This is a genomic window from Parasphingorhabdus cellanae (assembly GCF_017498565.1).
Taxonomy (GTDB): Bacteria; Pseudomonadota; Alphaproteobacteria; order Sphingomonadales; family Sphingomonadaceae; genus Parasphingorhabdus; species Parasphingorhabdus cellanae.
This window is the reverse complement of the sequence record NZ_CP071794.1, coordinates 642,602-655,484: the sequence shown is the minus strand read 5'-3', so window position 1 is coordinate 655,484 and position 12,883 is coordinate 642,602. Positions and strand designations below refer to the sequence as shown.

Genomic DNA, 12,883 nt, shown 5'->3' with positions numbered 1-12,883 from the left:
ATTCAGGCGTTGTTTTCGAGAAGTTCGTCCAGCTTGATATTCAGGCGCTTCATCTGGCGTTTTACCGGAGGCCAGACATTCTTTATAAAATCGGCACGCTGCGCATCGCGTAATTTCGTTTTGGCCCCGGTCGCCACAAACATTCCTACGCCGCGTTTTACCGTGACCAATCCGTCTTCCTGAAAACCCTGATAAGCTTTCGCGACTGTGAGCGGATTAGCCCCTTGCTCTACCGCAAAAGCACGGACCGATGGCAGCATGTCGCCTTCATCATACTCGCCATCAAGAATTGACTCCGAGATTATATCCCGCAATTTCAAATAGACTGGTTTGCTTGTGTTATTCATACTGCCTCACTGCCATAATACAGCGACGCAGGCAAGGGATAAGTCCGATCTTTTTTGATACTTGCGTTTGGGCGCAATCAGCAATTCTGTTTACTCAGCCTTCCATTTCGACAGGATATTGGCAAGATCGGGGCGCGGGCGCTCGGCAAGTTCGCCATCAGCAGTGCCGGCGAATATGAAACCAGCAATGCGTTCTGGCGCTTTTCCAAACAGGTCTCTGACATCGTCATTATAAGTGGGCCAGCCGGTAATCCACCCGCCGACAAAATTTTCGGCATGGATAGCGTGGATGATATTCATGCAAAAGGCGCCGCAACTGAGTTCTTGCTCCCACAGCGGTATCTTGGTTGAGGTGACCGGAGAGAAAAGCACCACCAACAAAGCGGGGGCTTGGCGCGCCATCGTTTCCAGGGCTTCTAATTCGAGCCGCCCGGCTTCTGGTTTCTCTTTTTTATAGGCGCCGGTGAGTTCGGTTGCCAGCCGTTCCCGCTGATCGCCATCCACGCGAATGACCCGCCAAGGGGCCAATTTCCCGTGATCCGGTGTTCGCAGCGCGGTTGCTACGATTTCTTGAATCTGCTGATCGCTCGGTCCCGGTTCAATCATGTTGCGCGGACGACCGGAACGGCGAGAGGATAAGTAGCTATCAAGGCTGGAAAGGTCATTGAACATATCCGTCATCTTGTGTTGATGACAGATGATTGCAAGCGGCTTTTTGGTCACAAACTGGTCACAAGCGCAACAATATGCTTCACACACGACATTTTTTGACTAGGGTGCGGTGCAATTGAGTTGCGATAGACGGCTCGCATAATTGCAAGGGAGGCCGATGTAATGGCTAGTGCGTATCAAGAACCCGGAGATGCAAGAGGAACGTTCCTCGGTCATCCAAAAGGTCTGTTTGTCCTGTTTTTCGCCGAGATGTGGGAGCGTTTCTCCTATTATGGCATGCGGGCTCTCCTTATCTTTTATCTTACCAAGCATTGGCTGTTCTCTGACAGCGAGTCTGGCATCATTTACGGCGCTTACACAGCGCTCGTCTATATTACACCGGTGGTCGGTGGGTATCTCGCTGATCGATATTTGGGCCAACGAAAAGCGGTTTTGTTCGGAGCGATACTCCTGACATTGGGCCATTTCTTTATGGCTTTCGAGGGAGACGCGGCCGTTGGTCACGTTGATAATCCGGTCATCAGTGTGTTCTGGTTGGCGCTTGCGCTGATCATTGTTGGTTCCGGCTTCCTGAAGGCGAATATCTCGGTCATTGTGGGACAGCTTTATCCAAGAACCGACGTTCGCCGGGATAGTGCTTATACGATTTTCTACATGGGTATTAACCTAGGCGCGGCGCTAGGTTCGCTGCTTTGCGGCTACATTGGCGAAACCTATGGTTGGGGTTATGGCTTCGGTCTGGCCGGCATTGGTATGTTGTTCGGCCTGGTCGTGTTTATGTGGGGTAAGCCGCTCTTGTTAGGCCGCGGCGAGCCCTCCGACCCTGAAAAGTTGCAGCAGCCAGTGGCTGGGATCAAGCTTGAATGGTGGATGTACATTGCTGGCTTGGCGATGGTTGGCATCTGCTGGTTGGCTATCCAGTATCAGGACCTGGTCGGTTATGTGCTTGGCGTCTTCGGTGGTGGACTGGTGCTATACGTTCTCTACACCGCGGTATCCAAATTGTCCTCGGAGGAGAGAGACCGAATTTTTGCAGCGATGTTCCTTATTGTAACATCCATCATTTTCTGGGCTTTGTTTGAACAGGCTGGTTCTTCATTGAACTTGTTCACCGACAGGCATGTGGATCGTGCTGGCGTACCGGCATCAACCTTTCAATCCATCAATGCGATATATATCATCCTGCTAGCACCAGTCTTTGCGACGGTTTGGACTGTTCTGGGCCGCAAAGGAAAAGAGCCTTCCGCTCCTTTTAAATTTGGCTTGGGTGTTGTGCAGGTTGGACTGGGCTTTCTGGTTCTCGTCTGGGGTGCGCAATCGGTTGGACTGGAAAATGCTACGCCGGTGATCTTCATTTTCCTTATCTATCTATTGCACACGACCGGCGAGCTTTGCCTGTCTCCGGTTGGCTTATCGGCAATGAACCGGCTTGCTCCGGCGCATATGGCAAGCTTAATCATGGGTACTTGGTTCTTTGCTTCCGCGACAGGTAACTTCGCTGCTGGGCTTATAGCTTCTGCGACTGGTGCAGAAGGCGTGGGCCAGGAAGCTGGCAAGCAAGTCGTCCTTGATGTCTATTCAACTGTTGGCTGGGCTGCGGTTGTTGTCGGTATCGCGGTGTTGGCGATATCGCCTCTGATCAAGAAACTCATGCATCTTGATACGCTGCAGGATGATGACGCTAACGAAAACTTGGAAGGTCAAAGCGAATTTGGTGAACCTGCGGCCGCCGGGATTCATCCGACGACGAAGTCTTAACGAGGTCACTTATAGCTTAGAGGTTGATTATGGAATTTGGGAATTTGCTGGCAGTTGTCGCTGCCGGGGCATTGTTGACGGGTTGCGCGGCTACGGCGGCTGAACCGGAAACAGCCAGTGCTTCGGCCAGCAGTTCAAGCAAACGTTCGGCAAAGGCCGCTTTCCCTTCAACCTATAAAGCTTATCCTTCTGACAATATCGTTATCACGGGCGCGACGATATTTGATGGGGAAGGGCAGCGGATCGACGATGGTGTGATTTTCATGTCCGCCGGTAAGATCGTATCTGTCGGTGGGCCTGAAACAGCAATACCAACCGACAGCACTATCATTGACGGAACCGGCAAATATGTGACGCCGGGTATCATTGATGTGCATAGCCATTTGGGAGACTATCCGACGCCGAGCGTGCCCGCGCATAGCGATGGCAATGAGGCGACTTCGCCAGTGACCCCGGAAGTCTGGGCAGAACATAGCGTCTGGCCGCAGGACCCTGGTTTCTCTCGCGCTTTGGCTAACGGCGGGATCACATCGCTGCAAATTCTTCCTGGCTCGGCTAATCTGTTTGGCGGCCGGGCGGTGACGCTTAAGAATGTACCCGCACGCACGGTGCAGGCGATGAAATTTCCCGGCGCCCCTTATGGGATGAAAATGGCCTGCGGCGAGAACCCGAAACGGGTTTATGGTAGCCGTAACCGCAAACCCGCAACACGGATGGGAAGCCTGTCGCTGACCCGTCAAACGTGGATTAACGCGCAAGAATATCGCAAGAAACGCAAGGGCGCGAAGCCGCCGAAACGGGATATCGGGATGGAAACGCTGGCAGGCGTTCTCGATGGTGATATCTTGGTACACAATCATTGCTACCGCGCTGACGAACTCAATCAGATTATCGATATGTCCAAGGAATTCGGGTATAAAGTGACCGCGTTCCATCATGCCGTCGAAAGCTATAAAATCGCTGACATCCTTGCGAAAGAGGAGATTTGTTCGGCAATCTGGGCCGACTGGTGGGGTTTCAAAATGGAAGCTTACGATGCAATTCCTGAAAATGCCGCCCTTCTGCAACAGGCCGGCGCCTGCGTGATCATCCATTCTGATGACGAAAATCAAATCCAGCGGCTCAATCAGGAAGCGTCAAAAGCGCTGGCTGATGGTCGGGCTATGGGCATCGAGATTAGCGACGCACAAGCGATTCAGTGGATCACATATAACCCAGCCAAAGCCATGGGCATTGCAGACAAAACCGGCAGTTTGAAACCCGGCAAGATGGCAGATGTCGTGCTGTGGAATGATAACCCGCTGAGCGTTTATTCCCGCCCGGAAAAAGTCTGGATTGATGGTGCTATGCTCTATGACAGCAGTGATCCAACCCGCCGGCCGGTGAGCGATTTTGAACTTGGTCAGCCCGGTGAAGGAGATGTGAAATGAAGCATTTTGCAACGATTCTCGTCTCGTCTCTCGCGCTCATGGCTGCGCCTGCTGTGGCGGAAACCATCGCGATTACTGGCGGTAAAGTCGTCGTTGGCGACGGCAGCGCGCCGATGGACGATGCCACTGTTGTGATCCGTGACGGCCGCGTGGTCGCGGCTGGAACCAGTGTCGCTATACCTGCCAATGCGCGCCGGATAGATGCATCGGGCAAATGGGTGACGCCTGGTATTTTTGCCGGTTTCAGCCGGATCGGTTTGATCGAAGTAAATGCGGTGCGTTCCACAAATGATACCAGCGCAGAGGAATCGGTTTTCTCTGCCGCGCTTGATGTCCAATATGCCATCAATCCCTTTGCAGCGCCTGTAGCAGTAAACCGGGCTGCCGGTGTTACCCGCGCGGTAGTGTCGCCCAGCACGGCAAAGTCGATTTTCGGCGGCTATGGCGCGATTGTTGATTTGGGTGCTGACAATGATCCGATTACAAAAGCCAAAGCGTTCCAATTTGTCGAACTTGGCGAAACCGGTCATCGCCGGGCCGGCGGTAGCCGTTCGGCTGCGCACATCTTGTTCCGGGCCATGCTTGAAGAAGCGCGGACTTATTCTCGCAGTCCTTCGCTATTCGACAGCGACTTGATGAAGGCGTCGGATGCCAAGGCTTTGCTGCCAGTGATGAATGGCTCGACCCGCCTGCTGGTCCATGTCGAGAGCGCAAATGATATCCTGAAAGTGCTCGGCTTGCGTAAGGATTTCCCGTCGCTGAACATGGTGCTCGTCGGGGTGAACGAGGGGTGGCGTGTGGCCGATGAGATTGCAGCCGCTGGCGTTCCGGTGCTGGCATCCGCGCTCACCGACTTGCCGGAGGGTTTTGAAGATCTTTCGGCAACCCAGTCCAATATTGGGCGGATGAAGCGAGCCGGGGTGAATGTGGCGATCGGGATGATCAATGACCGTGATGCCCATCAATTGCGCTATTCGATGCAATATGCCGGAAATTTGGTCGCTTTGAACAGGGTACCGCGTGCAACCGGCTTGAGCTGGGACGAAGCTTTTGCTGCGATTAGTTCCAAACCGGCCGAGATTATGGGCATGGGTTCACAGCTCGGGTCCCTCAAAGCAGGGCGTCAAGCAGATGTGGTGATCTGGACCGGTGATCCACTGGAGCTTTCCACGCAAGTTGAAAGGGTGTTTATCGACGGTGTCGAGCAGTCGCTGTCCAATCGGCAGGAGCGTCTGCGCGAGCGCTATCGCAATCCGACCCCAGGCGCTTTGCCAAAGGCTTATGATCGGTGATGGTGTTTGAGCCGATGTGACCGGCCCAAAGTTCACACAGATCACAGGGGCGATCAGGTGGATTTCCGCGCGAAGATGCGAAGGCGCAAAGCGGCTTTGGAAATATCGATAGTTCTACTAAGCCATTGATATAGATTACAATTATTCTCCAAGTCTATTGAAAACCTGTGGGTTGAGTTTGCTTTTTAGCGATAAGCAGGAGCTGAAGGAGACCCCAGTTTTCGCTTGGATGAGAGCAAATTCTCAATGCCCAATCTGCGTTTCCCCACAATTTTTTTGCGTCTTCGCGTCTTCGCGCGAGCAATACCTTCACGCATTTGAAAGTCGAAGCTACATCGGCAATCACCTTCCAAAGTTCACACACATCACACCGGTAATTTGCAACGCGCTGTTAGCAGGAGCGGCGCTGCCCAATCCCAAAGTTCACACAAATCACAGCCCGCCATCCACAGACTTACTCCAGAACAATTTGCTCCCTAGTTTTGCTTTCAAGATTTTTCGCGAAAATTCAAAGTTCACACAGTTCACACAGCACAGCGATTATGCGAAATTGCCGAAAAGTCCCGTCACACCTACCATAGCGCCAGCCCTGTAGGAAAGCGTTAGCTTGTGATCAAAGCCGAACCATCGCCATCATCGCTTCGCCATAGCGGGGACCAGATGTGCCGCCGACCGGCGCTGCCCTTTCGAGTTCATCCAGATCATTATCCGTCAAGACCACGTCAACCGCCGCCATGCTGTCCTCCAGCGTCGCGCGTCGTTTGGAGCCGGGTATCGGGACAATGAAATCGCCCTGCGCCAACAGCCATGCCAACGCGATCTGGGCCGGCGAGACACCATGGCGTCCCGCGACCTGCCTTACGACGTCGACCATTTTCAGATTCTGACCGAAATTTTCAACCGAATAGCGCGGGTCGCGTAGGCGATAATCGTCTGCATCGAGATCATCGCGACTGGTAATCTGTCCCGTCAGGAAACCGCGACCCAAGGGGCTGTAAGGAACAAAACCAATACCCAAATCCTGACAGAGCGGTAGGATTTCCTCTTCGATACTGCGTTCCCAGAGCGAATATTCCGATTGCAGCGCCGCAATCGGGTGAACCGTATGGGCGCGCTTTATCGTATCGGCGCCCGCTTCGGACAGGCCGAGATATCGCACCTTGCCCGCTTGGACGAGCTCTGCCATCGCGCCAACCGTTTCCTCAATGGGCACATCGGGATCAACCCGGTGCTGATAGAACAGATCAATTACATCAACGCCCAGTCGCTGGAGTGAAGCGTCACAGGCACGGTGCACATTGGCAGGAGATGAATCGGTACCGATCTTCGCCGGATTGGTCAGATCAAAACCAAATTTTGTGGCGATGATCAGGCGGTCGCGGCGGCCCCGGATTGCCTGGCCGAGCAATTCTTCATTCTTGTAGGGGCCATAAACCTCGGCGGTGTCAAAGAAAGTCACGCCGAGCTCGATTGCGCGATCCAGAGTCGCAAGGCTTTCGGTCATGTCAGCCTGACCATACATGCCGCTGCCGATACCGAACATCGGCATACAGCCGAGACCCAGGGCAGATACTTCCAGCTCTTTACCGAGTTTGCGATACTTCATTGTGACTCTCCGACTCTTGGCTTTCCGCTTGGCGCTTCAGATATCCATATAGCTCTCGTTTGATCTGAGGTGCAAAGAGATAAAGAGCGATAACATTGGGAATGGAGGCAAGGAAGAAGGCGCTATCGACGAGATCAATGACGGTTGCTATTTCCAGCAACGCTCCGACGGGCAATATTCCGATATAGACAATTTTGTATATCATTGCCCGAATTGGACCTTCGCCGAACAGATATTCATAAGCTTTTAGGCCGTAAAAGCCGACGGAGCACAACGTGCTATGGGCAAAAAGCAGAACCGCGATGGTCAGCATCCAGGGAAACCAGTCGGAAATTTGGGCAAAAGCGGCGGCTGTTATCCGTATGTCCTGATCGGCACCCTGCCACGTGCCCGCCAGGACAATCGCGATAGCGCCAAGAGAACAAATGATAACCGTATCCAGCATGGGCTCCAGCAAGGCAACAAGTCCTTCCGAAGCCGGTTCTTTCGTTCGCGCTTGGGAGTGGGCGATAGCAGCCGAGCCAACACCTGCTTCTGACGAATAGACAGCGCGTTGCATGCCGATAATGAAAGCGCCAATTAAACCTCCACCAGCGGCCTGTCCGGAAAAGGCGTCACGGATGATCAAAGCAATGGCATCGGGGATTTGCGCGAAGTTGAAGGCGATTATGGTCAACACGCCGGATAAATAGACGAGCGCCATGAGTGGAACCATTATGGACGTAACGCGGCCCAACCATTTGACGCCGCCAATGACCACGAGCCCGACGAAAAAGGCCATGATCACACCGAATGTCAGGTTGTTGTCGAAATTGGACCGGAACCCGGAAACTTCGCTGACAGTTGCCAGGCTTTGGTTCACTTGCACCATCGGTATGGCGATGAACATCACAAGGACGGCGTAAATGCCGCCAAGAACAAGGCCCAGCTTCGGCCAACCCTTTTGCTTGAAGCCGTTTTTCAAGTTGTACATTGGCCCGCCTCGCACGGCGCCGGATGGATCGACTTCGCGAAACATCAGGGACAAAGTGACTTCCACACATTTCAGTGTCATCGCGAAAAACCCGATGATGAACATCCAGAACGCTGCTCCGGGTCCGCCGGTGGCGATTGCGATGGCCACGCCCGCGATATTGCCTAGACCCACTGTTCCCGACAGCGCCGTGGTCAGTGCCGAAAATTGCGAGATCGTCCCCGGTGCATCGGGTTCATCATATTTACCGCGAAGGATCCGGATCGACAGCGGCAATGCGCGGATATTTAAAAAACCCATCCACAATGTAAAAAGTAGCATCGGGATAGCCAGCCAGAGGACGATCCACGGGATTTCAGCGCCAAAAAAAGGTATTTTCGAGAAAACCAGCGTTGCAACTTTACCGATTATGTCGCTTAAAAAATCTATCATGTGCACTTAATCCCCCTTGGACTTCACTGTGCCTAGTGTAAGGTTTGATCCGAGCCAAATTTTATTTAAATCACGACCAGTTTATTGATCGGTAGAGTATGACAAAAAAATTTTTTGGGACCGACGGCATCAGGGGGCTAACCAACCAGAGCCCGATGACCGCCGAAATCGCGATGAAAGTCGGGCAAGCGGCGGGCCGTCATTTTTTGCGTGGCAAGCATCGCCATCGGGTTGTAATCGGTAAGGATACTCGGTTATCCGGCTATATGATGGAAAATGCCTTGGTGGCTGGTTTTACCAGCGTTGGCATGGATGTCGTGCAGGTCGGGCCAATGCCGACACCGGCTGTGGCATTGTTGGCGCGTTCAATGCGGGCCGATCTGGGTGTTATGATATCGGCTAGCCACAATCCCTATTATGACAATGGCATCAAACTATTCGGTCCGGATGGTTTCAAGCTTTCCGATGAAGATGAGCTGAAAATTGAATCCTATCTGTCCGAAGACGCAAAACTGGCGCCAGCCGAAGATATTGGCCGGGCGAAGCGGTTTGAAGATGCCAAAGGTCGCTATATTCATGCGATTAAAATGTCGCTGCCGGACCACATTCGGCTTGATGGCCTTAAACTGGTCGTGGATTGCGCCAATGGTGCGGCTTATCAGGTGGCCCCATCGGCTTTCTGGGAGTTGGGCGCGGAGGTGATTACCATTGGTGTTGATCCTGATGGCAAGAATATCAATCATAAATGCGGGTCCACCGACGTTGCTGCCTTGCAGGAAAGCGTTGTCGCGAGTGGTGCTCATATCGGTATTGCGCTGGACGGTGATGCAGACCGCCTGATTGTCGTCGATGAAAAGGGCGAGATTGTTGATGGTGACCAGTTAATGGCTCTGATCGGGTCGAGCTGGAGCCGCAATGGTCTGCTGCGCGGCGGGGGCATCGTGGCGACGGTGATGTCCAATCTGGGGCTCGAACGTTTTCTGGCGTCGCAAGAGCTTGCCCTGATCCGGTCAAAAGTTGGCGACCGCTATGTTCTGGAAGAGATGAAAAAAGGCGGTTTCAACGTTGGCGGCGAGCAATCGGGCCATATGATCCTGCTCGACCACGGCACGACCGGTGACGGCACAATCGCGGCTTTGCAGGTCTTACGGGAACTGGTCGAGAGCGGCAAGCCAGCCAGCGAGTTGCTCCATCTGTTCGACCCGGTCCCGCAATTGCTCAAAAATGTCCGCTACTCCAGCGGAGCGCCGCTGGATGATAATGGCGTCAAGGCGGTCATTGCCGAGGCGGAGAAGGAGCTAAACGGGACAGGGCGGCTCGTGATCCGTGCGTCCGGTACGGAGCCATTGATCCGGGTGATGGTAGAGGGCGATAATAGTGATCAGGTCCATGCCGTGGTCGACCGCATTTGCGATGTTGTCGCAGAGGTAGCGGCCTGATGCTCAGCATGCGGCCCGATTGTGAAAGTTGTGGCAAAGATTTGCCCGCTGACCAGAGCGGGGCGTATATCTGTTCGTTCGAATGTACCTTTTGCGATGATTGCAATGTCGCGACGCATCAGGGCACTTGCCCCAATTGTGGCGGTGAGTTGGTGCCTAGGCCGACGCGGTCGGCGGAATTGCTAAAGAAATTCCCAGCTTCGACAGAACGCAAATATAAAGGATGATTACGGGCGTGATATTTCTGGCGATCATTGTCATGTTGCTATTCATCCCGATCGCGGTGGGATTGGCGCTGTTCATTATTGTACCGGACTGGTTTCGTGCCAATCGTAACGCGGTGATTATCGGCGTCGGCATTGCTGATTTTTTGATGTTTGCAGCGATTGTTGTGCTGTTCTTTGGCGTCGCTTAATGGCTAGCTGCCCCCGGATCCTGTCCATCGCCGGTTCCGACAGTGGCGGAGGGGCGGGGATACAGGCGGATATCCGGACAATTACCAATCTCGGCGGCCATGCGATGACCGCCATTACGGCCGTTACCGCGCAAAACAGTGCAGGCGTGACCGCTGTTGATCTGATGTCCCCCGATATGGTGCTCGCGCAAATCTGGGCAGTGATGGATGATTTTGATGCCGATGCAATTAAGATCGGAATGCTGGGTTCGCCGGAAATTGCTCTCGCGGTTGCAGGCTTCCTGAAATCCTTACGCAACAAGCCCGTGGTCTTTGATCCTGTCATGGTGGCAACCAGCGGCGCGACATTGGCGGATGACCGGACGATTGCGGCGTTCCATAAGATCATCCCGCTCAGCAGTCTGGTGACCCCCAATCTGGACGAAATGGAGCGCTTGGGCGGGGAGAATATGATCGCTGGCTTGCCGGTGCCGTTTCTAATCAAGGGCGGTCACGGCGAGGACGCGGTGTTGGTGGACCGGCTTATCGGTTCGGATGGTGAGCAGGAGCGCTGGGAGGGGAGTCGCATTGATACGCGGCACAGCCACGGAACCGGTTGCACCTTGTCAGCCGCGATCGCGACTTATCTGGCCAGCGGCGACAGCATAAGCGGCGCAATTGGTAAAGCGCGGGACTATGTCCGAGCGAGCTTGAAAGCAGCCCCCGGCTTTGGGGCGGGCCATGGTCCGATGGGCGTACCGAAGATATGATGTCGCAGATCATTGCCGGAATCGATGAAGCGGGCAGGGGGCCGCTGGCTGGCCCTGTGGTTGCAGCGGCGGTGATTTTGCCAGATGGCCATAGCATCAAGGGGCTGGATGATAGTAAAAAGCTGACGGCCAAAAAGCGTGCGACTCTTGAATCTGAAATTTTGGAAAAAACAATATATCACATAGCATTATGCGAAGAGTCTGAGATTGATTCTATTAATATCTTGCAGGCGACGATGCTGGCTATGACGCGCGCGGCTGATGGCCTATCACAGAAGCCAGATCACATATTGGTTGACGGTAATCGCTTGCCGAAATGGGGCCATGATGCCGAAGCTGTCATCGGCGGTGACGCCATCCATCCCTGTATCTCCGCGGCTTCGATCCTGGCCAAAGAATATCGCGATCGCATGATGGTCGCCGCGGCGGAGCAATATCCCGAATATGGTTGGGAACGGAATAAGGGTTATGGCACGGCAGAGCACCTGGCAGCGCTCAGGGAATATGGGCCGACACCGCTACATCGCAAAAGCTTTGCACCTGTCGCGCAATTTTCCTTGCTTTAGGCGGCTTGTTTTGCAGGGGCTTTGGGTTTTTCCTGAACCCATTCGCCACTTTCATCTTTGGTATAGCGCGGCGCCCATTTGACGTTCCAAACCAACCCCATTTTCTCCCACAGGCGAATGATATTGGCACAGGGATCGAATTCCCACCATACCAAGCCGGATGTGGCAGAGCGGGGATGTTGATGATGGTTGTTATGCCAGCCGTCGCCCATGGTGAGGATATTGATCAGCACGTTGTTCCTGGCCGTATCGTGGCCTTTGAATCTTTGGGACCCAAATAGATGGCAAATGCTGTTCACGCTTTGCAGCACGGTGAGTACGGCAAAAATTCGCAAAAATCCGGCGATCAGGATCGTTCCGATAATCGCCTCTGGACCAGCAAAGGCCAAGGCCCAGAGCGTCGGGAAAATAATCGCGGAGACAAAATACCAGAACCAGCGGGTGCGATGGGCGAACATAACGATTTCGTCATCAACCAGACCCTTGCCGTAAATGCTGAGATCGGTGGTTGTCCGGTCAAACAGCCAGCCGACATGGCTATGATGAAATTTCGCAAAGCCCTTTAACGGTTTGCCATAGCCATCGAAATGCGGGCTGTGGGCGTCTCCGACTTTATCCGTCATCGCGTGATGACGCCGGTGATTGGCGGCCCAATGGAGAGCGGAGCCCTGCGCCGCTGACTGCGTCAATATCGCAATGAATATGCCCATTGGCTTGGATGTCTCAAAAGCGCGGTGCGAGAAATAGCGGTGATAACCGACAATACAACCAACCATGGAGAGGAAATAACCGACCAGAAAGGCGGACCATTCCACCCAGCCGGAGCCGTAAGCAAACATCCAATAGACCGCTGCGATAGAACCACCGATTTTGGTGGTGGAGAGAATGGCATGCTCCCGCAGCTTTGCGCGGGCCGCCTTGCCGCCATATTTTGCGCCAAAAGGCACGGTCACCGCGTCCTTTTCGGCCTTTAAAAGCCCTTGCTCGTTGTCATTGGTTTTCGCTTTGAAGAGATCATTCTGGGTTGCTGATTTTACAGTATCGCCCGTGTTTTTTGATTTGGTATCAACAGTCATTATGCGCCCCCGCATGATCAAATATAAGCATCAATTCAAATATTGGGTCGATATAACCATATTTTACGAAATCCGGCAAACAAGTTAACCACTGCGTAACCAAATTTTACGGTTAGTCTCTGTGAAAT

At 53.6% G+C, this 12,883-nt stretch carries 13 protein-coding genes; 8 read left to right on the top strand and 5 right to left on the bottom strand.

Going from position 1 to position 12,883, the window contains the following annotated elements; all coding sequences use genetic code 11:
* Positions 1–2 precede the first annotated feature (2 nt).
* Together J4G78_RS03295 and J4G78_RS03290 are read right to left on the bottom strand one after the other, a co-directional pair.
* A complete protein-coding gene (locus J4G78_RS03295; RefSeq protein WP_207988458.1) occupies positions 3–347 on the bottom strand; it encodes a GntR family transcriptional regulator in 345 nt (114 codons plus the stop codon).
* 90 nt (positions 348–437) lie between these two features.
* Positions 438–1,019, bottom strand: coding sequence for a nitroreductase family protein (locus tag J4G78_RS03290; protein ID WP_207988457.1), 582 nt, complete (start codon positions 1,017–1,019; stop codon positions 438–440).
* Positions 1,020–1,181: 162 nt separating this feature from the next.
* On the opposite strand from J4G78_RS03290, the gene J4G78_RS03285 reads away from it, so the two are divergent.
* From J4G78_RS03285 to J4G78_RS03275, 3 genes are read left to right on the top strand one after another with little or no spacing between them, the layout of a single operon-like run.
* Positions 1,182–2,777, top strand: coding sequence for a peptide MFS transporter (locus J4G78_RS03285; protein ID WP_207988456.1), 1,596 nt, complete (start codon positions 1,182–1,184; stop codon positions 2,775–2,777).
* Between the two features lie 29 nt (positions 2,778–2,806).
* The gene (locus tag J4G78_RS03280) at positions 2,807–4,207 is read left to right on the top strand and encodes an amidohydrolase (protein WP_207988455.1); all 1,401 of its coding nucleotides are present in this window, start codon (positions 2,807–2,809) and stop codon (positions 4,205–4,207) included.
* On the top strand, positions 4,204–5,499 hold the full coding sequence (locus tag J4G78_RS03275; protein WP_207988454.1) for an amidohydrolase family protein: 1,296 nt from the start codon (positions 4,204–4,206) through the stop codon (positions 5,497–5,499). The genes J4G78_RS03280 and J4G78_RS03275 overlap by 4 nt, the downstream gene beginning before the upstream one ends.
* A 613-nt stretch (positions 5,500–6,112) precedes the next feature.
* Here J4G78_RS03275 and J4G78_RS03270 read toward each other — a convergent pair.
* Together J4G78_RS03270 and J4G78_RS03265 are read right to left on the bottom strand one after the other, a co-directional pair.
* A complete protein-coding gene (locus J4G78_RS03270) occupies positions 6,113–7,105 on the bottom strand; it encodes an aldo/keto reductase (protein ID WP_207988452.1) in 993 nt (330 codons plus the stop codon).
* Positions 7,083–8,510, bottom strand: a complete 1,428-nt coding sequence (locus J4G78_RS03265; RefSeq protein ID WP_207988450.1) for an alanine/glycine:cation symporter family protein — start codon at positions 8,508–8,510, stop codon at positions 7,083–7,085. Before J4G78_RS03265 ends, J4G78_RS03270 begins: the two co-directional genes overlap by 23 nt.
* 98 nt (positions 8,511–8,608) lie before the next feature.
* Between J4G78_RS03265 and glmM the strand changes: the two genes are divergently transcribed.
* From glmM to rnhB, 5 genes are read left to right on the top strand one after another with little or no spacing between them, the layout of a single operon-like run.
* Positions 8,609–9,949, top strand: coding sequence for a phosphoglucosamine mutase (gene glmM, locus J4G78_RS03260; protein ID WP_207988448.1), 1,341 nt, complete (start codon positions 8,609–8,611; stop codon positions 9,947–9,949).
* Positions 9,949–10,176 carry a DUF1272 domain-containing protein gene (locus J4G78_RS03255; RefSeq protein WP_207988446.1) on the top strand — a complete coding sequence of 76 codons (228 nt, stop codon included), beginning with the start codon at positions 9,949–9,951 and terminating at the stop codon, positions 10,174–10,176. Before glmM ends, J4G78_RS03255 begins: the two co-directional genes overlap by 1 nt.
* Positions 10,173–10,364 carry a hypothetical protein gene (locus J4G78_RS03250; protein ID WP_207988444.1) on the top strand — a complete coding sequence of 64 codons (192 nt, stop codon included), beginning with the start codon at positions 10,173–10,175 and terminating at the stop codon, positions 10,362–10,364. Before J4G78_RS03255 ends, J4G78_RS03250 begins: the two co-directional genes overlap by 4 nt.
* Positions 10,364–11,113 carry a bifunctional hydroxymethylpyrimidine kinase/phosphomethylpyrimidine kinase gene (thiD, locus tag J4G78_RS03245; RefSeq protein ID WP_207988442.1) on the top strand — a complete coding sequence of 250 codons (750 nt, stop codon included), beginning with the start codon at positions 10,364–10,366 and terminating at the stop codon, positions 11,111–11,113. The genes J4G78_RS03250 and thiD overlap by 1 nt, the downstream gene beginning before the upstream one ends.
* Positions 11,110–11,679: a ribonuclease HII gene (gene rnhB, locus J4G78_RS03240; protein ID WP_207988440.1), complete on the top strand. Its 570-nt coding sequence runs from the start codon at positions 11,110–11,112 to the stop codon at positions 11,677–11,679. The genes thiD and rnhB overlap by 4 nt, the downstream gene beginning before the upstream one ends.
* On the opposite strand, the gene J4G78_RS03235 is transcribed toward rnhB, so the two are convergent.
* Positions 11,676–12,755 (bottom strand): acyl-CoA desaturase, encoded by a 1,080-nt coding sequence (locus J4G78_RS03235; RefSeq protein ID WP_207988438.1) that lies wholly within the window; start codon positions 12,753–12,755, stop codon positions 11,676–11,678. The genes rnhB and J4G78_RS03235 overlap by 4 nt on opposite strands.
* Positions 12,756–12,883: the final 128 nt, after the last annotated feature.